The organism is Cereibacter changlensis JA139 (genome assembly GCF_003034985.1).
Classification (GTDB): domain Bacteria; phylum Pseudomonadota; class Alphaproteobacteria; order Rhodobacterales; family Rhodobacteraceae; genus Cereibacter; species Cereibacter changlensis.
In genome coordinates this window covers 1-25,962 of sequence record NZ_PZKG01000054.1, presented here as the reverse complement: position 1 = coordinate 25,962, position 25,962 = coordinate 1, and the positions used below count along the sequence as shown (strand labels likewise).

Genomic DNA, 25,962 nt, shown 5'->3' with positions numbered 1-25,962 from the left:
CGCGAACCTCTGTCGGGCTGGGGGGCTGGGTCTCCACTCATCGCGCTGCCTAAAGCGGGTGCGGGTTCTGTCTTGCAGAGGAGTCGCACGAGTCAGCTCTCGGCGAGGTTCTGTTCGTTGAGAAGGCACGGGCGATGGGCGAAAGGGTGCGTCTCTGCGGCATCCGACGCCGCTGGTCTTACCAATCGGGCACTCGGTTCGATGCGGCTGACGATCAGAAATAAGATCAATAATGTAATAAAAATCATACAGATATAATGGCTTCTTCTACTGCTTGAAACGTCGCGGAGGACACAAACAACCCGCCTCCACGGATAACCGCCTTGCCCGCGGTTTCACGCCGCCCGATGTTGGCGACGGCTTTGGGAGGAGCCCCTCAGATGAATTTGCAGAGCGCCAGCGAAGGCCAGCAATCGGGATCGGTCCGCATCGTCGCCTGGTTCAAGGAGCGTCTCGTCCGGGGCGAGCTGAGGATCGGCGACCGCGTCCTGCCCGAGCGCGAGCTGGCGCAGGAGCTGTCGGTCGGTCGGCCTCTGCTGCGCGAGGTGCTGAAATCGCTGGCCATGCTCGGGCTGCTCGACATCCGGCCGGGCAGCGGCACCTTCATCGCCCGCGCCGACATCCGCCTGCTGACCGATTTCTTCACCTTCTGCATGTCTCAGGAGCAGGACGTGCTGGAGGACGTGATGCAGGCGCGCATCGCCATCGAGTGCCAGGCGATCCGCCTCGCCTGCGAGCGGGCCAACGAGAGCGACCTCGCCCGGATCGGCCAGTGGCTCGGCGCGTTGATCGAGACGCTGGACGATCCCGAGGCCGGCGGCCGGGCGGATTTCATGTTCCACCAATCTATCGTCGCCGCCAGCCACAGCCGGTCGCTGACGACGCTCTACGGCGCGCTGTCGGAGCTCCTGCAGCAGAGCCATGTCGAGCGGCGGCGCGTGACCTATCAGCACCGCAAAGTGGTGGGCGACCTCATCGCCGCGCATCGGCAGGTGTTCCTGTCCATCGTGGCGAAGAAGCCGGACGAGGCCGACCAGCGGCTTCGCGAGCATTTCGCGATCGGCGACGAGTTGCGTCGCAGAAGCCTGATCGAGGCCTACCGCAAGGGCCCCGAGACGGCGCAACACTGAAATCTCAGGGAGGAGATTGACATGTTCCTATGGAAAACCGGGAAGATCGTTGCCCTTGCGGCGGCGGCCATGACGGCGCTGCCGGTCGCGGCGCAGGATCTGCGCTACGCCCACGTCGGGGCCGAGGGCGACATCCAGACCCGCTACGCGGCCGAGGCTGCGGCGGGGATCCAGGAGGCGACCGGGGGCGAGGTGACCGTTCAGGTCTTCCCGGCGAGCCAGCTCGGCGGCGTGTCCGAGATGGTTGACGGGGTGCGGATGGGCTCGATCCAGATGGGCCACCACGATTTCGCCTCGCTGGCGCAGATCGTGCCGGACGTGTCGGTGTTCAACGCGCCCTTCATCTACCGTGACGGGGCCCATGCACTGGCCGCGACCGATCCCGAGACCTCACCCGCGCTGCAGGAGATCAACGCCCGCCTGGTCGAGGAAGGCGGCGTGCGCATCATCGGCCGGATCTACCGCGGCGCGCGGCATATCTCGTCCAACTTCGAGATCAAGTCGCCCGACGACATGGCCGGCAAGCCGTTCCGCGCCGTGCCGCTGGATCTCTGGGTGTCGATGGTGAAGGGCTTCGGCGCGACCCCGACCCCCGTCGAGGTGGCCGAGCTGCCGACGGCGCTGATGACCGGCCTCGTGGTCGGGCAGGAGAACCCGCTGACCATGATCACCTCGAACAAGCTCTACGAGGTGCAGAGCCACGTCGCAATGACCGGCCACATGCAGTCGGTGCTGGCGGTCTTCATCAACGAGAGCGTCTGGCAGGAGCTCTCCGAGGAGAACCGCGCAAAGATCTCCGAGGTGCTCGACCGCAAGGCGGAGGAATCGCTGGCCTGGGCCGAGGAGTCCGAGGGCGCGCTGGTGGACGAGCTGACGGCGGCGGGCATGACCTTCACCACGCCCGAGGCCGGGCTGGACATCGATGCTTTCCGGGAAAAGGTGTTGGCGCAGATCAACGCCGACTTCCCGCAATATGGTCCGCATATCGAACAGATCATGGCCGTCGAGTAACAGCCCCCGGGCCGGCTCCGGCCGGCCCGCTTCCCTTCCCAGGAGTGCGCCCCAATGCGACGACTTCTCGAAATCCTCTGCGTTCTGCTGCTGGCGGCGCTCGTCGCGGTGCCCTTCATCCAGGTCATCATGCGCGACGTCTTCGGCGCGGCCATCGTCGGCGCCGAAGAGTTGACGCGCTTCCTGCTGATCTGCACCGTCTTCATCGCCTATCCGCTGGTGATCGACAGCGGCGAGAACATCGTCATGGGCGAACTGCGCGAGGCGCTGCCGCCTCGGCTGCGGTCGATGGTCGGCATGCTGATTTCGGTCTGCGCCATCGCCACCTGCGGCTTTCTCGCCTGGGTCGCGGTGGACAACATTTCCGCCAACCTGAAGAACGCCACGCCCACGCTGAAGATCCCCTTCTGGCTGTTCATGGGCGCCACGGCCTTCGGCTTCGCCGGCGCCTGCCTCGTGCATCTGCGGCACCTGCGCAAGCCGCCGCAGGCGCAAAGCTCGGTGACCCTCTGACATGGGACTCGCCCTCATCATCCTGTTTCTCGGCCTTTTCGTCGCGGGCTTCCCGGTCGTCTACGCCATCCTCCTTCCCGCCATCGGCTACGTGCTGGTGGAGGGGCTACCGCTCGGCCTGCTGACCCAGCGCGTCACCTATGCGTTGGACAGCTTTCCGCTGGTGGCGGTGCCGATCTTCATCTTCGTCGGCAACCTGATGAACCTGGCCGGCGTGACCGACCGGATCTTCCGCTTCGCCGACACGCTGGTCGGCCGGTTGCCCGGCGGGCTGGCGCAGGTGAACATCTTCTCCAGCCTGATCTTCTCCGGCATGTCCGGCGCCGCCCTCGCGGATGTCGGCGGCCTCGGCCGGATCGAGATCGAGGCGATGAAGCAGCGCGGCTTCTCTGCGCCCTTCTCCGGCGCAGTGACCGCCGCCTCGGCGGTGGTGGGGCCGATCTTCCCGCCGAGCATCCCGCTGATCGTCTACGGCTCGGTCACCAGCGTCTCCATCGTGCAGCTGCTGCTGGCGGGCATCGTGCCGGCGCTGATCTGCATCGTGCTGCTGATGGTCACCGCCGCGATCATTGCACTCGTTACCAAGATGCCGCGCGCCGAGCGTTGGCCGACATGGCGCGAACTGGGCTCCAGCCTGGTCCCGGCCTTGCCGGCGCTGCTGGCTCCGGTATTGATGATCTCGGGCATGCTGCTCGGCCTCTTCACCCCGACCGAGGCGGCGGCGGTGACGGTGATCTACGTGCTGCTGATCAGCACGTTCTTCTACCGCGAGCTGACCTGGTCGCATCTGTGGAACGCCATGGTGCTGACCCTGCGGAGCACCAGCGCCATCCTGATCATCGTGGCGGCGGCGTCTCTCTTCGGCTGGATCCTAGCGGTGGAGCAGATCCCGCAGGACTTCTCGCGCTGGATCCTCCAGTTCTCTACCAACCCCATAGTGCTCCTGCTGATCGCCAATCTGATCTTCTTCATCGCCGGGATGCTCCTCGATTCCACCACGGCCACCCTCCTGGTGGTGCCGGTGATCGCGCCGCCGATGGTGCTGGCGGGGGTCGACCCGGTGCATCTGGGGATCATCGTGATCTTCAACCTGATGCTCGGCCTGCTGACGCCGCCGATGGGGCTCTCGCTGTTCCTCGTCTGCTCGATCGCGCGGATCACGCTGCGCCAGCTGCTGACCGCCCTCCTGCCCTTCTACGCGCCGCTCCTGCTGACGCTGGGCATCATCACCTTCGCCAGCGACCTGGTTCTCTGGCTTCCCGGCCTTCTTCGCTGACCACTCTCCTGAAAGGACCTTCCATGCGCATCGTCATCGGATCTGACCACGCCGGCTTCCCCCTGAAGGCCGCGGTGGTCGATCACGTCAAGAAGCTGGGCCACGAGGTGACCGACGTGGGCTCCCACGACGAGAAGCCGGTGGATTTCCCCGACATCGCCCAGCTGGTGACCGGCGCCGTGGCCGAGGGCAGAGCCGATCGCGGCCTCTTGGTCTGCGGCACCGGCGTGGGCGCCTCGATCGCCGCCAACAAGGTGAAGGGCATCCGCGCCGCCGTCTGCCATGACGTCCACTCGGCGCATCAGTCGGTGGAGCATGACGACGTGAACGTCATGTGCATCGGCGCGCAGATCGTCGGCCCTTGGCTGGCGCTGGACCTGATTGACTCCTACCTCGCGGCGACCTTCTCCACCGAAGAAGACTTCCGCCGCCGGGTCGAGAAGCTGCACCGGATGGACGAGCAGCGCTGAGCGGCGCTTGGCCGTTGTTGGGGCGTCGGTTGCCGTGAGGCGGCTGGCGTTCATGCACCCAGCCATGGATCCGGTAAAGACCGGGGCGCTCCGCAGCCGAAGCCAGTTTGGAGCCTTGCTTCACCTACCCCTGTTATCTTGACTTTTGGGGGTAGCAGAATGCCACCTTTTGAGGGCAGGAAGACGTGATGGCCCAGTCCGTTAAACTCGCCGATGACGTCATGGCGACCGTACGCCGTGAGGCGGAACTCCACATCTGGTCGGTCGCTGGCCATATCACCCATTGGCTTCGGCTCGGCGCGGCCATCGAGCAGGCTGGTGCCTATGTCCATGCGCGGGTGACGGCCGCGCTTGAGGGTCACCTCGACCCGGCCGAGCTCCGCGAGGAAGAGGGGATCGCCTGGTTGGATGCTCTGACGCTCAGGAAATAAGGTCATCAAGGCTTCCGCCGCGCCACCAGTCCTGCAACCGGACTGCGGGACGGCGCGGGGAGGTTCCCGCTACGCCCGGGCTTGGTTCCCCAATGCATCCAGCGCTTCGCCCTCCAGCACGAGCCCCTCGTAATCGCCGCGCAGCGCGAAGCCCTGGCGGGCGTAGAAGCGGCGGGCGCGGCTGTTGCCGCGGTCGACCATCAGCGTGAGGTAGCCGGCCTCCCAGGCCTGCGCCGCCTGCATCACCTGGGCCAGCAGCGCTGCGCCGAGGCCGAGGCCGCGGGCCTCCGGCGCGAGGTAGAGATCCTGCACATGCACGCCGGGGCGGCCGCGCAGGGTGGAGAACTCCGGGTAGAACAGGGCGAGACCGAGGACTTTGGTCCCGCGCTCCGCCAGCACGGTCTGGAACAGCGGCAGCGCGCCGAAGCCGTGGCGCAGCAGCGCGGCGGCGCTGCCCCGCATCTCGGCGCCGTCCTGCCGGGCCAGTGCCTCGAGCATCGCCTGGATCGTCCCGACGTCCTCCGGCACGGCCGGGCGGAACCGGATCCCGGTCAAAAGGCCACCTTCTCGCGGCCCTTGAGGCCGAGCAGGGCGCGGGCCTCGTCGGGGGTGGCGACCTCGCGGCCGAGACCCTCGACGATGCCACGGATCAGCCGGACCTGCTCGGCGTTGGAGCGGGCCAATTGTCCCTTGGCGATGTAGAGATTGTCCTCCAGCCCGACGCGGACATGGCCGCCCATCGCCGCCGCCATCGAGGCCATCGGGATCTGCGCCCGACCCGCCGCCAGCACCGAGAACTGGTAATCCGCCCCGAACAACCGGTCGGCGGTACGCTTCATGTGGGTCAGCGTGTCGGGCTCGGCCGCCATGCCGCCCAGCACGCCGAAGACGAACTGGATGAAGAACGGCGCGCGCACCGCGCCGCGACCGACGAAGTGCTTCAGCATGGTCAGGTGAGACAGGTCGTAGCATTCGAACTCGAAACGCGCGCCGCGCTCCTCGCCCATCTCGCGCAGCACGGCGGCGATGTCGCGCGGGGTGTTCTTGAACACCAGATCGTCGGTGTTCTCGAGGAAGGGTTTCTCCCAATCGTGCTTCCACTCCTTGATCCGGGCGATCATCGGGTAGAGCGCGAAATTCATCGAACCCATGTTCAGGCTGCACATCTCGGGCGCATTGGCCCGCGGCGCGGCGAGGCGCTGGTCCAGCGTCATGATGGCCGAGCCGCCAGTGGTCATGTTCACCACCGCGTCGGTGCCGGCGCCGATCCGCGGCAGGAAGCCCGCCCAATGCGCCGGGTCGGCCGAGGGGTGGCCGGTCTCCGGGTGGCGGGCGTGCAGGTGCAGGATCGCCGCCCCGGCCTCGGCCGCGTCGATGGCCTGGGTTGCGATCTGCTCCGCCGTGACCGGCAGGTGCGGCGACATCGAGGGGGTGTGGATCGAGCCGGTGATGGCGCAGGAGATGATGATGCGGCTCATGCGACGGCCTCCAGCCCGCATTCGGCGGCGAAGGCGGTGAGGGCGTCGGTGAGCCGCTCCATGATCTCGCCGACCTGCGCCGGGGTGGTGATCATCGGCGGCGCGATCAGCACATGGTCGCCGCTGTAGCCGCCGCGCGAGCGGCGCGGGTAGATGATCAGCCCGCGTTGGTAGGCCTGCTCGGTCAGCCGGTCGAAGGCGCGCAGCTCCGGGGGCAGGGGCTCCTTGCTGTCGCGGTCCGCCACCAGCTCCAGCGCCAGCAGCAGACCCATGCCGCGCACCTCGCCGATGAAGGGGAAGCGCGGCATCAGCCCTTCCAGCTCCCGCTTCAGCAGCGCGCCGGTGCGTTGCGCATTGCCCATCATGTCCTGCCGCTCGATCTCGGCAATGACCGCGAGGCCGGCGGCGCAGGCCAGCGGGTTGCCGGCATAGGTAAAGCCGTGCAGGAAGCCGCCGCCGGCCATGACCGCGTCGACGATATGCCCCTGCGCCACCATCGCCCCGAGCGGGACATAGCCCGCGCCGAAGCCCTTGGAGACGGCGAGAATGTCCGGCGCGGCCGTCCAGTTCTGCCCGCCGAGGAAGCGCCCGGTGCGGCCGCCGCCCGACATCACCTCGTCATGGATCAAGAGCACGCCGTGGCGGGTGCAGACCTCGCGCACCGCCTCCATATAGCCCGCCGGCGGCACCAGCGCACCGGTCGAGGCCCCGCCGACCGGCTCCAGGATGAAGCCGAGCACGCTGTCCGGGCCTTCCTCGAGGATCTTCCGCTCCAGCTCCGCTGCGTAATGCGCGCCGGTCGCGGGATCGGCCGGGTCCAGCCCGTCGAGCCAGGCGCGGGGGGCCGAGACCTTGGGCATCGCCTGCATCATCGGCAGGAACGGATCACTCAGCGCCTCGTAGCCCGAGATCGCCAGCGCCCCCAGCGTGCAGCCGTGGTAGGAGGGCGAGCGCGAAATGATTTTCCAGCGTGATGGCTGGCCGATGGCGATGGCATATTGCCGCGCCAGCTTGATCGCGGATTCCACCGCCTCCGACCCGCCAGAGACGAAGAACACCCGGTCCATCCCCGGCCAGGCCAGCGAGGCGGTCTTGGCCGCCAGCGCCTCCGAGGCCTCGGTGACGAAATGCAGCCGGTATCCGAAGGTGAAACGCTCCATCTGCGCCTGCATCGCCGCCAGCACCGCCGGGTTGGAATGGCCGATGTTGCAGACCATGGCGCCGGAGGAGCCGTCGATGAAGCGGTTGCCCTCGCTGTCCCACATGTAGATGCCCTCGGCGCGGTCGAGCACCGGGCGCGGGTGGCCGGTCTGGTAGAAGAGATGCGAGCGGGTATTGCGAAGCGTGTCGCTGGGCATCGTCAGCTCCTGTGCGGGCCGGGGGTCCAGAAGGGGGCGCGGCGCGGCGCCGCCCCCCCGGGGCGTCAGTTCGAGGCGAGCCAAGAGCTGAAACGCTCGTTCAGCTCGGTGTCATGATCGACCCAGAACTCGTAGGAGGAGGCGAGGGAGTTCGTCATGTTGGCCTCCGAGGTGGGCAGGTGCGGCCCCATCTCGGTCTTGCCGTCCTGGTACAGCCCGACCAGCGGGGTGGAGGACCGGCGCGGCGGGCCGTAGCTGATCCATTCGGCGGCCTTTGCCAGCGGCTCGGTGGCGGTGGTGAATTTCACGAATTCCAGCGCCTCTTCCAGGTTCGGCGCGCCCTTCGGGATCACCCAGCCCTCCAGCTCGTAGATCTGCCCGTCCCAGACGATCTTGAACGGCTTGCCCTCGGACACGGCGGCGGAGAAGATCCGGCCGTTCCAGGCCACGGTCATCGCCACCTCGCCATCGGCCAAGAGCTGCGGCGGCTGGGCGCCTGCCTCCCACCAGACCACTTGGCTCTTGATCGTGTCGAGCTTGGCGAAGGCGCGGTCGATGCCCTCGGGCGTGCCGAGCACGGTGTAGATGTCGGCCGGTGCGACGCCATCGGCCATCAGCGCCATCTCCAGCGTGCCCTTGGGTGCGTTGCGGATGCCGCGCTTGCCGGGGAATTTCTCCAGATCGAAGAAATCGGCGATGGTGGTCGGCGGCGTGTCGGGGAACTTGGTCTCGTCATACGCGAAGACGGTGGAATAGACATCGGTGCTGACGAGGCAATCGGTCACCGCGCCGGGCAGGAAGTCGTCGAGCGCCGGCGTGCCGTCGGGGGCGGGCGGCAGGATCGCTGGGTCGATCTCTTCCAGCAGACCCTCGTCGCAGAGCCGCAGCGCATCGGCATAATCGACGCTCGCCACATCGACGGAGACGTTGCCGGCCTCGACCATCGCCTTGATCGGCGTCGCCGGATTGTCGGTATCAGCCGAGATCACCTTGATGCCGGTCTCGGCGGTGAAGGGCTTGTGATAGGCCTCGACCTGGCTGACGGTATAGGCGCCGCCCCAGCCGAGCACCGCGATGTCGGCGGAGGCCGTGAAGGCCACGCAGCTCGCGGCGGTCGAAAGCAGGAAAATCCGTTTCATCATTGTCTCCATGTTGGTCGTCATCGGCGCGAGGGGGTGCAGGCGTGAACCGCCCGTCTGTTGCGCAAGGCGCTTCCCCAAGGGAAGCTGGGACCATTGTTAGGCAGAGAAATCGCACAGGTCTACGGTAACCGTGCATCCTTGCGCGAAGCGGTGCGTGGGAACGGATCGCGCCGCGGATAAGGGCAGCGGCGCGGAGGAAAGCGGCCGGGGTGCATGAAATGCTGGCCGGATGCGGACGGATACCGGGTGGATCGGCAGAGAGGCGTCCGGCTGCCGCTGCGGAAGGGCGTGATCGAGGGTCAGCGACGCCGTCAGCGCAATGATCTTGCGTGCCGCGGGATCGGAACGACCCTGCCGGCGCCCGGCGAGAGCCTATCCTGCGGCATCTGGTGTCAATCTGCCCCGGAGGCGGCACAATCCAAGCGGGCGCATGAATACAACCTATGCGAATATTTGCTTCCCCAACGTAACTTTCCCCAACATCCGGGTGCATATCCGACACACCAAAGTTGTTTTCATTTTGCGAAGTTTCCGTGATGGGTTGCGCGAATTAGAGGCCGAACATTTATTCGACCCAACCCTCCGGAACGCGAGGGATACTAGAAAAACGTCGTATTGAGGCATATTTATGGGTTGGAAATCACGCAGTTTATGCGCCGCATTGTCATGGGCCTTTGGTCTGTCAAATGGTCTGGTTACGCCCGTATTTTCTCAAACTTTCGCATATGACCGCATCGTCAACATCAGCAACCTCGGCTCGGGAGCGGTGCCTGCCGGAGGGCTGGCCCGCTACGCGGTAAAGGTCACCAATGACAGCGAGGGGACCTCCCCCGCCACCAGCCTGCGGATTCCAGTGCCCGCGGGTTTCAGCTTCGCCGCGGCGAGCGGCAGCATCACCGGCTGCGCCGAAACGGCGGGCGTCGTGGTCTGCGAGGTGCCGGCGCTGGCCGGTGAGGCCATCGCCGAACTGAACATCGATTTCACCACCAGCGTCCAAGGGGTGATCACCCTGACGCCGACCCTCCCGGAAAACGACGCCAACAACGCCAACAACTCCGAAACGGTCACCACCACCATCACCCGGGGCAGCGACGTGGCGCTGTCGCTGACCGGCACGGCGACCGCGCGCTCGGGGGCCAGGGCGAGCTACAGCTTCGTCGCGACCAACAACGGGCCCTATCCGTCCGACGGCTTCACCCTCGACGTTCCGGTCCCGACCGGGCTCGTGGAGATTATGGCGCCGACAGGCTGCAGCCTGTCGGCGTCGGTCTATGTCTGCGCCGTGACCAATCCGATGGCCGCCGACGCCACGGTGACCTTCCCGTTCAGCGGGACCGTCAGCGCCGGGGCCGACTCCACCATTACCCTATCGGGCGGCCTGCGCGACGCGACGCCCGGCGACCCCTTCGCCGGGAACAACACCGCGCAGTTCAACACGGCGGTCACCCCGGGCAGCGACCTGAAGTTGGCGAAGAGCCGCTCGCCCGCCGGCACGCTGCAACTGGGCGACATCGCGACCTTCACCCTCAGCCCCAGCTATACCGGCGACGTGCCGACCGGGCTGACCCTCGTCGACGAGTTGCCCGACGGGTACCTGCCGAGGAGCGTGACCCCCGCATGGGGCAGCGGCTGGATATGCAATATTTCCGGCCAGACCGTGAGCTGCGAAAAGCCCGCCGGTACGGCAGTGGGCGCCAATGTTTCGCTGGGCCAGATCACGGTGACCGCCGAGGCGGTCGAGGCCGGCGCGGTGAGCAACAGCGCGCGGATCGAGGCCGTCGCTCCGTTCGATCCCGATCTCAGCAACAACAGCGCGAACGACGGTGGCACATCCATCGTCCTGCCCTCGGTCGACATGGCCGCATTCAAGCAGGCGCCGCAGCCGGCTCTGGCCCTTGTCGGCGAGAACTATGACTACCGCCTGGGCGCGACCAACGTCGGGCGCAGCAGCTATTTCGGCACCGTCGTGATCGAGGACCGCCTGCCGGAGGGTATGGAGGCTACGGGCTACAGCGGATCCGGCTGGTTCTGCGATCCGCTGCCGGCGACCGGTCCAACGACGGTGACTTGCGAGACCTTCTACACCAGCGCCGCGCCGCTGCTGCCGAACGGCCGGACGCCCGACATCGTGATGTCCACCACCATCCTGCAGGACGGGAGACTGTCCAACGCCGCCCATGTCAGCGTCATCGACGGCAATCTCGAGGACAACAACCCGGCCAATGACACGGTCCAGGTGGATATCGCGAGCAGCGCCGCCGCGTCTTCCGTGGACATCCGGGTGCTGAAATCCGCGGCGAAGGCCTCGGTCCCCGCCGGGGAGGAGCAGGTCTTCAACCTGCAGATCGTGAACGACGGGCCGAGCACGGCGACGGATGTGGTCCTGACCGACCAGCTCACCTCGCTGATCAATGCCCGGATCGGGCCAACCGGGGCTGGGTACGTCGGCACGACCCAGTCGCCGGGGGCTGCCAGCGGGCTCAGCTGCAGTGCGTCCGACAGCGGGATGCGCAGCGTCCTTCAGACTTGCGATATCGCGACGCTTCCGGTCTGCACCGTGGATGTGGATTGCCCGGTCGTGACCATCACGGTTCGCCCCGGCGCGAGCTCCGTCAGTCGCAGCAACACGGCGACGGCTTCCTCCTCGACCACGGTCGATCCCGACTACCGCAACAACACGGCCGTGGCCCGCTACGCGGTCGAGCCTCGCGCCGATGTGGCGCTGACCAAGACCGCAGCCTCGTCGATTCCGGCCGGACAGGAGCTGATCTTCGTCCTGACGGCGGAGAATCTGGACAACGGCCTGAGCTCCGCCGCGAATGTCACCGTTACCGACGTGTTGCGCCCGGGCCTGACGTTCGTCTCGGCCTCGCCTTCCACGGGAAGCTGTTCCAGCACGCCACAGGCGGGGACCGCCACCGAGGCCGGCAACGACACGCTGGTCTGCAACCTCGGTACGATCGGGAATGGCAAGCAGCAGACAGTGTCCGTCACCGTGCGGCCCAACCAGGTTCATACCAACACCACCCTGACCAACGAGGCGAGCGTCAGCGCCAGCACGGTCGAGATCGACACGACCAACAATACCGCCCTGTCCAGCACCGAGGTGACCGCGCCAAGCTATGACCTTCGGATCACCAAATCCGAGAGCGTCGATCCGGTGACGATCGGCGATGACATGGACTATCTGCTGTTCGTGATCAACGACGGCGCTTCCGCCACTGAAGCCGTGAAGATGGTCTTCACCCTGCCCGCCGCCGGGCTCGGCTACCGCAGTGTCATTGCGCCGGCGGACGGGCGCTGCGATGACAGCGACGCCACACTGGATGCTCCCGGCGGCTCGATCACCTGCAGCTTCGACTACCTGCCGGCCGACGAACAAAGGCTCGTCAAGGTGACGATGCGTGGTGTCGCGAAGGGCGCCAGCACCAGCGCGGCGAGCGTCTCTGCGCTCGGATCGGGGACCTTCGACATCAAGCCGGACAACAACCTGTCGAGCGAGACCACCACCGTCCGCACCCGCGTCGATCTGGGGCTGACGAAAGTCGCCGGCAACTCCGAGCCGGGGCTTGGGGAGGCTTTCGATTTCGAGATCAGCCTGGTCAACCGCGTGGGGGCTGGTCTCACCGAGGCCGATGGGGTGGTGCTGACCGACGCTCTGCCTGCGGGGATGGTTCTGACCGGTCCTCCGGCGGTCACGCTCGTGTCGGGCACGGCGAGCCTTCAGAGCTGCACGGGGACGGCGGGGGAGGCCGGCTTCAGCTGTTCCTTCGGCACGCTCAGCCCCGGGGCCGAGCTCGACATCACCGCGCCGGTGCGCGTCACGACTATCAGCGCCAGCCCACAGAGCTTCACCAACAGCGCCAAGGTCGAAACCCAGTCGCGAGACATCGATGCGGTCAACAACAGCGCTGCGGCTTCCGTCTCGGTGAGCGCCTCGTCGCTGACGGGTCGGGTGTTCCGCGATTTCAACGACAACGGTCTCGTCGATCCGTTGGATACGGGGATTGCCGGCGTCGCGCTGAGCCTGAGCGGGGAAGATGCGGGCGGCCTTGCGGTCAGCGCCAGCGCGACGACGGCGGCGGATGGCAGCTACAGCTTCGGCCTGCTGCCGGCTGGGCGCTACAGCATCACCCGTGGCGCGCTTGCCGAAGACTATCTGTCGGCAGACGAGGCGCGACCCGGCTCTGCTGGCGGCGCGGCCGCCGCCGCCGAGATTTCCGACATCGACCTTCCGGGCGGGACGGATGCGACGGAGTACCTGTTCCCGAACGTGCCGCAGGCGCGGGTCGGCATCGTGAAGCAGGTTTCGGAGCCTGCCACGCTGCTGCCCGACGGCTCCTTCACCTTGGGCTTCTCACTTCTGGTGCAGAACCTGAGCGACGAACCGCTGGAGGCGATCACCGTCACCGATGCGCTTTCCGGCCCGGCGCCGGGCTTCGGCGAGTATTCGGACAGCGGCAGCCTGGCCACCGGCAGCTACCGCATCACCTCCACCTCGGGTAGCTGCGGCGTGAAGGCGGGGTTCAACGGCGACAGTCACCCGGTGCTGGTCTCGGGCGCGACGCTGGAGCCTGCGACCTCCTGCACCGTGCAACTGGGCCTGCAGGTCCAGCCGACGGCGCCGCTGCCGCCCGAAATCTCGGCCGGTGTGCGCTACAGCAACCAGGCCACGGTCACCGCCACTGGCACATGGTCCGGGCAGACCGAGGCCGACAACGCGCAGTTGCGCGACCTGTCGGACAATGCGGGCACCGTCGATGCGGACGGCAACGGCCGGGCCAACGAGACCGCCGAGAACGCGCCGACGCCCGTGCCCCTCGCCTTCACGCCGGGCATCGCCCTGATCAAGACAGCCGATGCCTCTGCGCTGACCGATCCGAAGCCGGGCGACCTGATCACCTACGGCTTCACTGTCAGGAACACCGGCAATGTCACCCTGACGGATGTGACGCTGACGGATGCCCTCCCGGGCATCGTGCTGAGCGGCGAGCCGATCGACAGCCTCGCCCCGGGCGCGGAGGACAGCACCAGTTTCACCGCGACCTATGCCCTCACCGCGGTCGATCTCGCCGCCGGCGAAGTGAGCAACAGCGCGGAGGCAACGGGGACCTGGGGTGTCGATGGTGCGGGTGAGCCGCTGACGGTCAGCGATCTCTCCGGCACGACGGCGGCGAATGACAGGCCGACCAAGGTCTCGATCGCCGCGGTCGAGCTGGTGAAGACCGCCGATCTCTCGAGACTCTCGACCCCGCCGGCGGTGGGCGACATCGTGACCTACAGCTTTGCGATCACCAACGACAGCACCGGCGCCCTGCGCAACATCGTCCTGACCGATCCGATGCCGGGACTGGCGCTGACGGATGGCCCGATAGCTTCGCTGGCCGCGGGAGAGACCGACAGCACCACCTATACCGGGCGCTATGCGGTGACCCAGGCCGATCTGGATGCCGGGCGGATCGAGAATACCGCCACGGTGACCGGCGAGCATGCGAGCGACGGCGCTGATGGCTGGGTCAGGGTGGCCGACAGCGCCTCGGCCAGCGCGCTCTTGCCGGGCGCGCCGGCGCTGACGCTGATCAAGACCGCCGATGTCTCGGAGTTGAGCTCGCCCGCCAAGGTCGGCGACCCTATCAGCTACGGGTTCACCATCGCCAACACCGGCAATGTCACGCTGACCGGCATCACGCTGAGCGACGCGCTGGCCGATCTGGAGATCTCCGGCGGTCCCATCGCCAGTCTCGCGGCGGGGGCCGAGGACAGCACCAGCTTCATCGCCAGCTATAGGCTGAAGCAGAGCGACCTCGACGCCGGCCGGGTGGAGAACACGGCGACCGTCCGGGTGACCTATACCGATCCGGTCAGCGGCGCGTCGCAGGAGGTGACCGATGTCTCGGGCAGCACGGCGACGACCGACGACCCGACGGTTGTGCTGCTGGATCAGGCGCCCGCCATCGCGCTGGTGAAGATGGCGGATGCGTCGCGCGTCCATTCTTCGGCGCAGGTCGGCGACGAGATACGCTACAGCTTCGCCGTCACCAACACCGGCAATGTGTCGCTGACCGATGTCTCGCTCAGCGATACGCTTCCGGGCCTGCGGCTGACCGGCGGTCCGATTGCCTCGCTTGCGCCGGGGCAGAGCGATACGGCGAGTTTCACCGCGAGCTATGCGCTGGTGCAGGCGGATCTCGATGCCGGGCGGGTGATGAACCAGGCCACGGTGACGGGCGGCTACAGCGATGGGGACGGAGAGCCGCAGACGGTGAGCGATGTCTCCGGCAGCGCTGTGGACCAGGACGATCCGACGATCGTGCCGTTGGGGCAGGAGGCGGGCATCGCGCTGGTGAAGACGGCGGATGCCTCGGACGTTGGTTCCCCGGCGGAGGTCGGCGACGAGATCCGCTACAGCTTCGCCATCACCAATACCGGCAGCGTGACGCTGACCGACATCACCCTCGCCGATCCGCTGCCCGGTCTCTTGTTGACAGGCGGGCCGATCGCCAGCCTCGCTCCGGGCGCGACGGCGACCAGCTTCAGCGCCACCTACAAGTTGACCCAGGCCGATCTCGATGCGGGCGGGGTGGAGAACCTGGCGACCGCGACCGGCAGCTATACCGATGGCGCCGGCGGGCCGGAAACCGTCAGCGACGACTCCGGCAACGATGTCGGCGATGACGATCCGACGGTCGTGCCGCTGGAGCAGGCGGCCGGCATCACGCTGGTGAAGACGGCGGATGCCTCGGGCCTCGGGTCTCCGGCGAAGGTGGGCGACAAGATCGTCTACAGCTTCGTAGTCACAAATACCGGCAGCGTCACGCTGATGGATGTGACGCTGGAGGATCCCCTGCTGGGGGTGGTGCTGACGGGCGGACGGACTGCGAGCCTCGCGCCCGGCGCCAGCGACAGCACAAGTTTCAGCGCGACCTATGCGCTGACCCAGGCCGATCTCGATGCCGGAGAGGTGTCGAACCAGGCCAAGGCGACCGGAAACTACACCGATGGCGCCGGCGCGCCGAAGCAGGTGAGCGACGTCTCCGGCAGCGGGGTCGGGGCCGGGGATCTGCCCACGGTGGTGGAGATCGAGTCGGAGCCGGCGATCGCGCTGGTGAAGACTGCCGACACCTCCGAGATGAATTCGCCGATGCGGATCGGTGACGAGGTGATCTACCGCTTCGCCGTCACGAACACCGGCAATGTGACGCTGAGCGATGTCACGATCACCGACCCGCTGTCGGGCCTGCGGATGAGCGGCGGGCCTATTGCCCGCCTGGCCCCCGGCGAGACCGACAGCGACAGCTATATCGGGCGCTACCCGCTCACCGAGGCGGATTTCAGCCGCGGCGTGGTGGAGAACCAGGCGACGGCGCGGGGGCTTTCGCCCATGGGCATTGCGGTGACCGATCTTTCGGGCAGCGACATCGACAATGACGAGGCGACGGCGCTGCGGCTGGCGCTCTCCACCGGGGTGACGGCGACCAAATCCGCCAGCATGGAACGGGTGCTGATCGGCGACAGCGTCAGCTACACGCTGGAGTTCCGCGCCGATGCGCCGGGCGCCCTGCGCGATCTGACGGTGGTGGACAGCCTGCCTGCCGGGCTGGTCTACACCCCCGGAAGCGCGACGGTGAACGGAATCGCTGCCGAACCGGAAATCACCGGCCGGACGCTGCGCTGGACCGGGCTGACCCTGTCGCAGGCGGAGCCTCTGACGGTGCGGCTGGCGGTGCGGGTCACCGCTTCGGCGGCCTATGGCGAGCTGGTCAACCGGACTTGGCTCGATGATGCGACCGGCCGGACCCTGTCCAACACCGCCAGCGCCCGGATCATCCGCGAGGCGGAGCATGTCTTCGAATGCACTGACATCATCGGAAAGGTCTTCGACGACCGGAACGGCAACGGCCACCAGGACCCGCCGCCCGCCGGTAGCACCGAGGCCGTCGAGCCCGGCATTCCGGCGGTGCGCGTGGTCACGACCAGCGGAACCATCGTGACTGCAGATGAATTCGGCCGCTTCCACGTGCCCTGCGCCGAGCTGCCCCGAGAGACCGGGTCGAACTTCACCCTGAAGCTCGACACCCGCTCGCTGCCGACCGGCTACCGCGTCACCACCGAGAACCCGCGCACCATCCGGGTGACGCCCGGCAAGATGGCCGAGCTGAACTTCGGGGCCAGCCTGTCGACGGTGGTGCGGATCGACCTCTCGGCCTCGGCCTTCACCGTGACGGATGCGCTGTCGGAGACTCTGCGCAGCGGTGTTGCCGGGCTCGCGCAGCAGATGGGGGCGGCGCCGGTTGTGGTGCGGCTGAACTACCGGCTGGCCGGCGAGAGCGAGAGGCGCGCCCGACAGCGGCTGGAGGCGGTGGAAACGGCGCTGCGCCAGGCCTGGCGAGGGCAGGGAGGCAAGCTGCTGGTCGAGCGCACCGTGCAGAGAAGTCAGTGAGGGAGGGGAAACGGATGACAAAGATGCACCACTTCGCCGCGCCCTTCGCCGTCGTGCTTGTCGCGCTGCCGGGCCAGATGGGGCTGGCTTTTGCGCCGGAGTGCTCGATCGGCAACAGCTGCGTCACGGCTGTTACGGCCGGGGGGAACACCGAAGGTGTGGCGCAGCCGCCCGCCGCGCCGATCCCGGGCGCGGGCTTCCTGATCAGCATCGACGGCAAGGCGGTGACCGGCGACGCGACGCTGGCCGATCGCCAGCGGCAGGCCGATGTCGCGCTGTCGGACGAGGACATCGACCTGCGCTTCGACGGGCTCGGCGTCCGGCCGCGGCTTGATGCGGAAGTGCTGGGGACGGGGCCCTATTTCGCGGGCGACCGGGTCACCTTCCGCAGCCGGATGAACTACCCGGCTTTCGTCACCAGCGGCGAGATCCGGATCTACGACCTCGATACGCCGAGCGGCACGCATCTGCTGATGCGGCTGCCGATCGAGCCGAACGGCGAGGCCACGGTCACCCTGCCCAAGGGCGACATGCTTGTCTTTGTCTACCGAGTGCGTGACCGGCAGAACCGCTTCGACGAGACAGCGCCCGTGCTGCTGGGCAAGGCGCAGCGCCGGGAAGACGAGAGCGGCGCCTTCGAGGAGGCGGGGCGCGACTCCGCCCTACGGCGGCATATCCCGGTGCGTGGCGGCGCGGTGACCGTCTTCGCCCGCAGCCTGCCGCCGGGCAGTCAGCTGCAGGCCCTGGGCGCGACGGTGACGCCCGACGCCGAGGGCAAAGCGGTGGTGCAGCGCATCCTGCCGCCCGGCACGCGGGCCGTCCCGGTACGGGTCAGCAACAGCCGCGGTCCCGCGCTGGACATCAGCCGCGACATCACCATTCCCCGGGCGGAGTGGTTCGCGGTCGGCGTCGCCGACTTGACCTACGGCCGCCGCACCGGCGATCTGGAGGAGGGGGTCTCGCCCGGCTACAGCCGCGGCCGGCTGTCCTTCTATGCCAAGGGCAAAACCGCCTCGGGCCATGACATCACCGCCCATGCCGACACGCGCGAGGACGAGCTGGACAAGCTCTTCACCAACCTGCTGGAGAAGGATCCGCGCGCCGTGCTCAGCCGGCTCGATCCGGATCTCTACTATCCGACCTATGGCGACGACTCGACGCTGGTCGAGGACGCCCCGACCTCAGGCGGGCTCTACGCCAAGGTCGAGAAGGACGGCAACATGCTGTTCTGGGGCAATTTCAAGTCCCGGACGGAAGGAACCGAGCTTCTGCGCAACGAGCGCAGCCTCTACGGCGCGCAGGTCGTGCTGCAAAGCCGCGACCATACCGCCGGCGGCGCGCCGCGGCGGCGCCTCGAGGGCTATGCCGCCCAGCCCGACCAGTTGCCTCAGCGCGACGTGCTGCGCGGCACCGGCGGGTCGGTCTATTTCCTGACCCGGCAGGACATCCTCGTCGGGTCGGAGACGCTGAGCGTCGAGGTCCGCGATCCCGACAGCGATCGCGTGCTGTCCCGGACCACGCTGGTGCAGGGCCAGGACTATGACATCAACTACGCGCAAGGCGTGGTCACGCTCTTCAGCCCGCTCTCGGGCTACTCGGGCGGCGGCGGGTTGCTGCTGAGGAACCCGAACGGCGACGAGGTGGTGCATCTGGTGGCGCAATACGAATGGCGGCCGCTGGCGGGCGACATCGATGGCTATGCCTATGGCGGCCGGCTGACCTCGGGCCTGACCGACCAACTGCAACTCGGCGCGACGGTGCAGATCGACGGCACCGGCGAAGCGGACCAGAGGGCCTACGGCGTCGATCTGGCTTGGCGCGGCTCGGAGCGGACCTTCCTCGAGGCGGAGATCGCGCGCAGCGACGGGCCGGGCTTCGGCTACACCTCCTCGCTGGATGGCGGGTTGACCGGCGCCACCACCACCCCTGTGGGCGGCGAGGGTGTGGCGGTGCGGCTGAAAGGCCAAGCGGCGCTGGAGGAGCTCTTCCCCGGACGTTCGGGCAGCATCGGCGGCTATTACGAGACGCGCGAGGCGGGCTTCTCCTCGCTGGATCATCAGGTGACGGCCGACGAGGAGCTCTGGGGCGTGAAGGCGGAGGTCGATCTCTCGGCCCGCAACCGGCTGAGCTTCGCGCTCGACCATTACGACGAGGCGGGCGGCGAGCGGAAGGACGAGGGGCAACTGCTGCTGCGCCACCAGTGGCGCGCCAGCGTCGCGGTCGAACTGGGCTATGGCCGGATCGACCGCCGCGACCCGGGCCGCGCCGACCGCAGCGGCACGCGCGACGATCTGGCGGCGCGGCTGATCCTGACGCCCTCCGACCGGCTGGAATGGTATGTCTTTGCCCAAGGCTCGCTGGAAGTTGCCGGCGGGCTGGACCGCAGCGACCGGCTGGGGCTGGGCGGCGAGGCGAAGCTCGGCCGCGACTGGACGGTTTCCGGCGAGGTGTCCGACGGGACCAGCGGCGTCGGCGCGCGGCTGCTGCTCGGGCAGGAGCGGGGGGCGGGCAATTCCGTCTATGCCGGCTACACGCTCGATCCGGACCGCACGCTGGATGATGTGACGCTGACCGGGCGCGACCGCGGCAAGTTCGTCGCCGGCGGCAAGACCCGCTACAGCGACAGCGTCACGGCCTTTGCCGAGAACACATATGACCTCTTCGGCCAGCGCCGGTCGCTGACCTCGGGCTATGGCGTCGAATACAGCCGCTCGGACCGCACGGTCTACACCGCCGCCATCGAATCCGGCCGCGTCAGCGACGAGGCCGAGGGCGATCTGCGCCGTAACGCCTTTTCCTTCGGCGTGCGCTACGACGATCGCGACCGGCTCAGCGCGCGGGGCCGGCTGGAATACCGCACCGACCGCAGCACGCAGGAAAGCAATGCGCGGGATGTCGACACGATCCTGCTCTCGGGCCTCCTGCGCTACAAGTTCAGCGACGAGGCGCGGATGGTCGGCAAGCTCGACCTGCTGACCAGCAGCGGCAAGAGCGACACTGTGGCCGAGGGCGACTACGCCGATGTCTCGCTGGGCTACGCCCTGCGGCCGATCCTCGACGAGCGGCTGAACCTGCTGGCAAAATACCAGTATGTCTATGACATGTATGGCCAGGAGATCGACGGCGCGGCGACCCGCGGCCCGCGCCAGCGCAGCCATGTCGCCAGCATCGACGCCGATTACGACCTCAGCACCCGCTGGACGCTGGGCGGCAAGGTAGGCATGCGGTTCTCCGAGACGGCGGCGGTCGAGGCGGAGGAGTTCGCCAAGAACGACGCCCTGCTCACCGTGGTGAACGCCCGTTACCATCTGGTGCACAACTGGGATGTACTGCTGGAGGGCCGCAGCCTCGTCGCCGAGCAGGCCGGCACCGCGGATCTCGGCGCGGTGGTCGGGGCCTATCGCCAGTTCGGCGAGAAGGTGATGCTCGGGGGCTCCTACAACTTCGGCCGCTTCTCGGACGATCTGACCGACATGGTCCGCGACGATCAGGGCGCGGAGATCAACCTGATCGCGAAGTTCTAGGCTTTCGCTTGGCCGCGCCGTCGCGTGCGGGCGGTTCGTCGGGATCGCAGAACCAGACCGCGCTGCCGAGGATGCGGCGCAGCAGGTCGGGCTGGCCGTGCAGATTGAGGCGGGAGAACAGGGTCTTGGAGCAGCTCCGCGCCGTCTCCTCGGTCCAGCCGAGGGCGGCGGCGGCGGTGCGCAGGCTGTGGCCGTCGGCGAGCAGGGTGGCGATGCGGGCCTCGCTGCGGCTGAGGCCGAGGTGGCGGGCGAGGGCGCCATCGGGCAGGGCGCCGGCCTGAAGGCCCTGCCGCCACCGGACGAGGATGACCGGCTCGCCACCGAGGCTCTCGCAGCTCAGCAGCGCCTCGACCGGCGGTGCATGGGACAGCAGGGCGGGTTGGGGCGGCTGGCCGGCGACACAGGCGGTGACGGCGGCGCGGAAGCCGCGGGCCAGCTCGGCATCGGCAAGCTCTGGGCGGCGGCGCTCGGGCAGGCGCAGGCCGATGCTTGCGGCGAGGGCGCTTGTCTCCGAGGAGAAGTCGAGGAGGGCGCCGGAGAGGTCGAGCACCAGCCAACCGGCGCCGAGCGATCGGTTCAGCCGCTCGGCGAGGGCAGCGCGGGCGCGCTCCTCGCGCAGGGTGAGGAAGGTGTGCGCCGCCGGGCCGAGGAAGGGGGCAAGCGCGTGCAGCGGCTGGGCCTCGGCGCTGCGGAAATCGCGGCGGTGCTCGGGCCGGTGCAGCCAGAGCGTCGCCTGGCAGGTGGACTCTCGGCTGGCGACCGCTCGGAGGAAGCCGGGAGCAGAGCGCTCCGGCAGGCTGTCCTGATCGTAGACCCGCTCGGGCCGCAGACGTTGCCGCAGCTCGGGCGCGAGGGCGGGGCAGGGGCCGATCACGAAGGGCAGGGGCGGCGAAGGGCCGCGGTCAAGCGCCAGCGCCGCGCCCTCGGACTGGGTGACCTTGCGCAACAGTTCAAGAAATCCATCCCATGGGGCTTCGGCGACCGATGTCGCCGCCGTGAAAAGAGCCTGCAGCAGGCCGGTCTGGTCCTCGGAATAGCGCATGGCTCAACATACCCCCCATCTGGGGGGTTCGCTAGTCCCGCCGCACCGCTAAGCAGGCGGAAAGCGCACGAACCGGATGAGCCGAGCATGACCCAGAAGACCCTGACCCACCTGCAGCGCCTCGAGGCGGAGAGCATCCACATCATGCGCGAGGTGGTGGCCGAGGCGGAAAACCCGGTGATGCTCTACTCCATCGGCAAGGACAGCGCGGTGATGCTGCATCTGGCGCGCAAGGCCTTCTACCCGGCGCCGCCGCCCTTCCCGCTCTTGCACGTCGACACCACCTGGAAATTCCGCGACATGTATGCCCTGCGCGGCAAGGCGGCGGAGCAGGCCGGGATGGAGCTTCTGGTCTACCAGAACCCCGAGGCGCTGGCCCGCGGCATCAACCCCTTCGATCACGGCCCGCTGCACACCGACATGTGGAAGACCGAGGGGCTGAAACAGGCGCTCGACCTGCACAACTTCGACGTTGCCTTCGGCGGTGCGCGGCGCGACGAGGAGAAGAGCCGCGCCAAGGAGCGGGTGTTCTCCTTCCGCTCGGCCAACCACCGCTGGGACCCCAAGACCCAGCGCCCGGAGCTCTGGCGGCTCTACAATGCGCGCAAGGCCAAGGGCGAGAGCGTGCGGGTCTTCCCGATCTCGAACTGGACCGAGCTCGACATCTGGCAATACATCCACCTCGAGGGCATCGAGATCGTGCCGCTGTATTTCGCCGCCCCCCGCCCGACAGTGGAGCGTGACGGGCTGATCCTGATGGTGGATGACGACCGCTTCCCGCTGCGCGAGGGCGAGGTGCCGCAGATGCGCTCGGTGCGGTTCCGCACGCTGGGCTGCTACCCGCTGACCGGCGCGGTGGAAAGCACCGCCACCGAGCTGCCGCAGGTCATCCAGGAGATGCTGCTGACCACCACCTCCGAACGCCAGGGCCGCGCGATCGACCGCGATCAGGCCGCCTCGATGGAGAAGAAGAAGCAGGAAGGCTATTTCTGAGCCGCCTGCCCGCCCTTCGCCCTCCGCCCGCCACAGACATCACGGATACCGCCATGACCGACCCCGTCTACCAGACCGAAGCGCTGCTCGCCGAGGACATCGACGCCTATCTCGTTGCGCATCAGCACAAGACCATGCTGCGCTTCATCACCTGCGGCTCGGTCGATGACGGCAAGTCGACGCTGATCGGGCGGCTGCTCTACGACAGCAAGATGATCTTCGAGGATCAGCTGGCGGCGCTGGAAGCCGACAGCAAGCGCGTGGGCACGCAAGGTGGCGAGATCGACTTCGCGCTGCTGGTGGACGGGCTGGCGGCGGAGCGCGAGCAGGGCATCACCATCGATGTTGCCTATCGCTTCTTCGCCACCGAGAAGCGCAAGTTCATCGTCGCCGACACCCCCGGCCACGAGCAGTATACCCGCAACATGGTCACCGGCGCCTCGACCACCGATCTCGCGGTGATCCTGATCGATGCGCGCAAGGGCGTGCTGACCCAGACCCGGCGGCACAGCTATCTCGTGCATCTCCTCGGCGTGCGCCATCTGGTGCTGGCGGTGAACAAGATGGATCTGGTCGGCTATGACCAGCAGGTGTTCGACAGCATCGTGGCGGATTACACGGACTTCGCCCGCAGCATCGGCATCGACAGCTTCGTGCCGATCCCGATCTCGGGGCTGGCGGGCGACAACATCACCAGCCGCAGCGCCAACACGCCGTGGTTCGAGGGCCCGACCCTTCTGGCGCATCTGGAGGAGATCGAGGTCGACAGCGGCGCCGATCAGGCGCAGCCCTTCCGCATGCCGGTGCAATGGGTCAACCGGCCCAACCTCGATTTCCGCGGCTTTTCCGGCTTCGTCGCCAGCGGCGCGATCCGCCCGGGCGAGGCGGTGCGGGTGCTGCCCTCGGGCAAGACCTCGCGCGTCGCCCGCATCGTCAGCCTCGAGGGCGACCGCGATCTGGCGGTGGCCGGGGAATCGGTGACGCTGACGCTCGCCGACGAGATCGACTGTTCGCGCGGGCAGGTGATCGTGGCGGCGCAGTCGCCGCTGGAGGTCGCCGACCAGTTCGAAACGACGCTGGTCTGGATGGACGAGGCCGAGATGGTGCCGGGCCGGGCCTATTGGCTGAAGATCGGCGCGCAGACGGTCTCGGCCACGGTGCATCAGCCGAAATACGAGGTGAACGTCAACACGCAGGAGCATCTGGCGGCCAAGACGCTGGACCTGAACGCGATCGGCGTGGCCAACGTGACCACCGACCGCGAGATCCCCTTCGCCCCCTATGCCGAAAACCGCGATCTGGGCGGGTTCATCCTGATCGACAAGATCACCAACCAGACGGTCGCCGCCGGGATGATCCATTTCGCGCTGCGCCGGGCGCAGAACATCCATTGGCAGGCGACCGACATCGGCCGCGACCATCATGCCGGAATGAAGCATCAGAAGCCCGCCGTGCTCTGGCTCACCGGGCTTTCCGGCTCGGGCAAGTCGACCATCGCCAATATCGTCGAGAAGAAGCTGGCGCGGATGAACCGGCACACCTTCCTGCTTGACGGCGACAACGTGCGGCACGGGCTCAACAAGGATCTCGGCTTCACCGAGGCCGACCGGATCGAGAACATCCGCCGGGTCGGCGAAGTGGCCAAGCTGATGACCGATGCCGGGCTGATCGTGATCACCGCCTTCATCTCGCCCTTCCGCTCGGAGCGCGACATGGTGCGCGGCATGATGCAGCCGGGGGAGTTCATCGAGGTCTTCATCGACACCCCGCTGGAAGTGGCCGAGGCGCGCGACGTGAAGGGGCTCTATGCCAAGGCGCGGGCGGGGCAGCTGAAGAACTTCACCGGGATTGATTCGCCGTATGAGGCCCCGGAGAACGCGGAGATCCGGATCGATACCTCGCGGATGACGCCGGAAGAGGCGGCGGAGGTGATTGTGGAGAGGCTTGTGCCGTGAGAGGAAGCGGGCCTGCGGCGGGGACCCCAAGCATGGTTGAGTTGAGCGAATTGCAACTGGCTCCACCATGCGCCGCGCGACGCTGCAAAAAAGTGAAATATGGCCCCGCACTGAGGGTAGAACTTGCAAATTTGACGCTGACCAGTCACAGATGCTGCAAAGAACCTTGTGCGCCGTGTGCGCTGACGACCGTACTGCGCAATGCAGTGACGGTGCGGTAGCTTGAGCCTGTTGGCCTCAAGGAGTGTTGGTTAGCACATCTTCTGCGTGCAGAGATTTGAAGCGAGGAAAGTGCAGTCGGCGATGATAAGAGTTATCAGGCATTCCTCGTGATGACGCACACTACGCGACATAGAGCTGGTTGAGGGCGGCGAGATGGATTCGACTGAGCAACTCCGACCAAGGAAACGCCCATGCTTGATCGCACTATCTCCACCCTCGCCGGCATTTTTGCGGCCGATACTCCGCGAAAGGTTGTTTGGCGTGCCGATGTTGTGCTTGCGACGGCTGATGGCTGCGGGACCAACGAGATCATGTGTCGCGCAGCGACGTCCAAGCCCACGGTCTGGCGCTGGCAGGAGCGCTATCTGGAGGACGGGGTGGCTGGCGTCCTGCGCAAGACCCGGCCCTCGCCTGTGCCACCGCTGCCTCGGGAGACGCGCCTCCAGGTGATCGCAAAGACGGCGCAGGAGAACCCTCCCCATGCCACGCAGTGGAGCCGGTCCCTCATGGCCGAGGCAGTGGCATTTGACCATCAAGCGTCGGCCGAATCCGGGCAGAGGCCGGCCTGAAGCCGCACCTGACGCGCCACTTCAAGGTCTCGAACGATCCGATGTTTGAGGAGAAAGTCACCGAGATCGTCGGGCTTTATCTCGACCCGCCGGAGCGAGCCGTGGTGCTGTGCGTCGATGAAAAATCGCAGATCCGGGCACTCGACCGCACCCAGCCCGGCATGCCCCCCAAGAAGGGGCGCGCAGCCACCATGCTGTTTGCCGCGCACGATGTAAAGTCGGGCATGGTGGTCGGTGAGTGCATGCCGCGCCACCGGGCCAAGGAGTTTCTGACTTCCCTGCGGCGCATCGATCGGGCCGCCAGTAAACCGCGCGGCATTCACATCGTGCTCCACAATTCCGCCACCCATAAAACGCCCGAGGTGCAGGCTTGGCTGGCAAAACACCCGCGGTTCAAGCTGCATTTCA

Annotated in this window: 16 protein-coding genes and 1 pseudogene; 12 read left to right on the top strand and 5 right to left on the bottom strand. The window is 67.4% G+C overall.

The window, feature by feature from the left end:
* Positions 1 to 380 precede the first annotated feature (380 nt).
* The 6 genes and pseudogenes from C5F48_RS12790 to C5F48_RS12765 form a co-directional block, all read left to right on the top strand.
* The gene (locus C5F48_RS12790; protein WP_107664295.1) at positions 381 to 1,130 is read left to right on the top strand and encodes a FadR/GntR family transcriptional regulator; all 750 of its coding nucleotides are present in this window, start codon (positions 381 to 383) and stop codon (positions 1,128 to 1,130) included.
* 21 nt (positions 1,131 to 1,151) lie between these two features.
* Complete coding sequence (locus C5F48_RS12785) at positions 1,152 to 2,141, top strand: TRAP transporter substrate-binding protein (RefSeq protein ID WP_107664294.1); 990 nt, start codon at positions 1,152 to 1,154, stop codon at positions 2,139 to 2,141.
* 54 nt (positions 2,142 to 2,195) lie between these two features.
* A complete protein-coding gene (locus tag C5F48_RS12780) occupies positions 2,196 to 2,654 on the top strand; it encodes a TRAP transporter small permease (protein WP_107664293.1) in 459 nt (152 codons plus the stop codon).
* Position 2,655: 1 nt separating this feature from the next.
* Positions 2,656 to 3,930, top strand: coding sequence for a TRAP transporter large permease (locus C5F48_RS12775; protein WP_107664292.1), 1,275 nt, complete (start codon positions 2,656 to 2,658; stop codon positions 3,928 to 3,930).
* A 23-nt stretch (positions 3,931 to 3,953) separates the two neighbouring features.
* Positions 3,954 to 4,400: a ribose 5-phosphate isomerase B gene (gene rpiB / locus C5F48_RS12770; protein WP_107664291.1), complete on the top strand. Its 447-nt coding sequence runs from the start codon at positions 3,954 to 3,956 to the stop codon at positions 4,398 to 4,400.
* A 188-nt stretch (positions 4,401 to 4,588) separates the two neighbouring features.
* Positions 4,589 to 4,819: pseudogene (locus C5F48_RS12765) on the top strand (TA system antitoxin ParD family protein); the annotation flags it as partial.
* An 81-nt stretch (positions 4,820 to 4,900) separates the two neighbouring features.
* Here the strand turns inward: C5F48_RS12765 and C5F48_RS12760 are convergent.
* From C5F48_RS12760 to C5F48_RS12745, 4 genes are all read right to left on the bottom strand, one after another.
* Positions 4,901 to 5,386 carry a GNAT family N-acetyltransferase gene (locus C5F48_RS12760; RefSeq protein WP_211314591.1) on the bottom strand — a complete coding sequence of 162 codons (486 nt, stop codon included), beginning with the start codon at positions 5,384 to 5,386 and terminating at the stop codon, positions 4,901 to 4,903.
* Positions 5,383 to 6,309 carry a 3,5-dioxohexanoate:acetyl-CoA acetone transferase gene (kce, locus tag C5F48_RS12755; protein WP_107664289.1) on the bottom strand — a complete coding sequence of 309 codons (927 nt, stop codon included), beginning with the start codon at positions 6,307 to 6,309 and terminating at the stop codon, positions 5,383 to 5,385. Before kce ends, C5F48_RS12760 begins: the two co-directional genes overlap by 4 nt.
* Positions 6,306 to 7,667, bottom strand: a complete 1,362-nt coding sequence (locus C5F48_RS12750) for an aminotransferase family protein (RefSeq protein WP_107664288.1) — start codon at positions 7,665 to 7,667, stop codon at positions 6,306 to 6,308. The genes kce and C5F48_RS12750 overlap by 4 nt, the downstream gene beginning before the upstream one ends.
* Positions 7,668 to 7,732: 65 nt before the next feature.
* Positions 7,733 to 8,806, bottom strand: coding sequence for an ABC transporter substrate-binding protein (locus tag C5F48_RS12745; protein WP_107664296.1), 1,074 nt, complete (start codon positions 8,804 to 8,806; stop codon positions 7,733 to 7,735).
* Positions 8,807 to 9,437: 631 nt separating this feature from the next.
* Here C5F48_RS12745 and C5F48_RS12740 point away from each other — a divergent pair.
* Complete coding sequence (locus C5F48_RS12740; protein ID WP_107664287.1) at positions 9,438 to 17,249, top strand: CLIPPER-2 domain-containing protein; 7,812 nt, start codon at positions 9,438 to 9,440, stop codon at positions 17,247 to 17,249.
* A gap of 14 nt (positions 17,250 to 17,263) precedes the next feature.
* Entirely contained in the window at positions 17,264 to 20,773 is a 3,510-nt protein-coding gene (locus C5F48_RS12735; RefSeq protein ID WP_146170593.1) for a TonB-dependent receptor, read from the top strand.
* Here the strand turns inward: C5F48_RS12735 and C5F48_RS12730 are convergent.
* Positions 20,751 to 21,815: a helix-turn-helix domain-containing protein gene (locus C5F48_RS12730; protein ID WP_107664285.1), complete on the bottom strand. Its 1,065-nt coding sequence runs from the start codon at positions 21,813 to 21,815 to the stop codon at positions 20,751 to 20,753. The two genes, C5F48_RS12735 and C5F48_RS12730, sit on opposite strands and share 23 nt — an antisense overlap.
* Positions 21,816 to 21,902: 87 nt before the next feature.
* On the opposite strand from C5F48_RS12730, the gene cysD reads away from it, so the two are divergent.
* From cysD to C5F48_RS12710, 4 genes are all read left to right on the top strand, one after another.
* Positions 21,903 to 22,808: a sulfate adenylyltransferase subunit CysD gene (gene cysD, locus C5F48_RS12725; protein ID WP_107664284.1), complete on the top strand. Its 906-nt coding sequence runs from the start codon at positions 21,903 to 21,905 to the stop codon at positions 22,806 to 22,808.
* Positions 22,809 to 22,861: 53 nt separating this feature from the next.
* Entirely contained in the window at positions 22,862 to 24,763 is a 1,902-nt protein-coding gene (gene cysN, locus C5F48_RS12720; RefSeq protein WP_181247697.1) for a sulfate adenylyltransferase subunit CysN, read from the top strand.
* 413 nt (positions 24,764 to 25,176) lie between these two features.
* Entirely contained in the window at positions 25,177 to 25,554 is a 378-nt protein-coding gene (locus tag C5F48_RS12715; RefSeq protein WP_107664282.1) for a helix-turn-helix domain-containing protein, read from the top strand.
* A 41-nt stretch (positions 25,555 to 25,595) separates the two neighbouring features.
* Positions 25,596 to 25,962 (top strand): transposase (locus C5F48_RS12710; protein WP_181247696.1); only part of this gene is annotated, 367 nt, incomplete at its 3' end.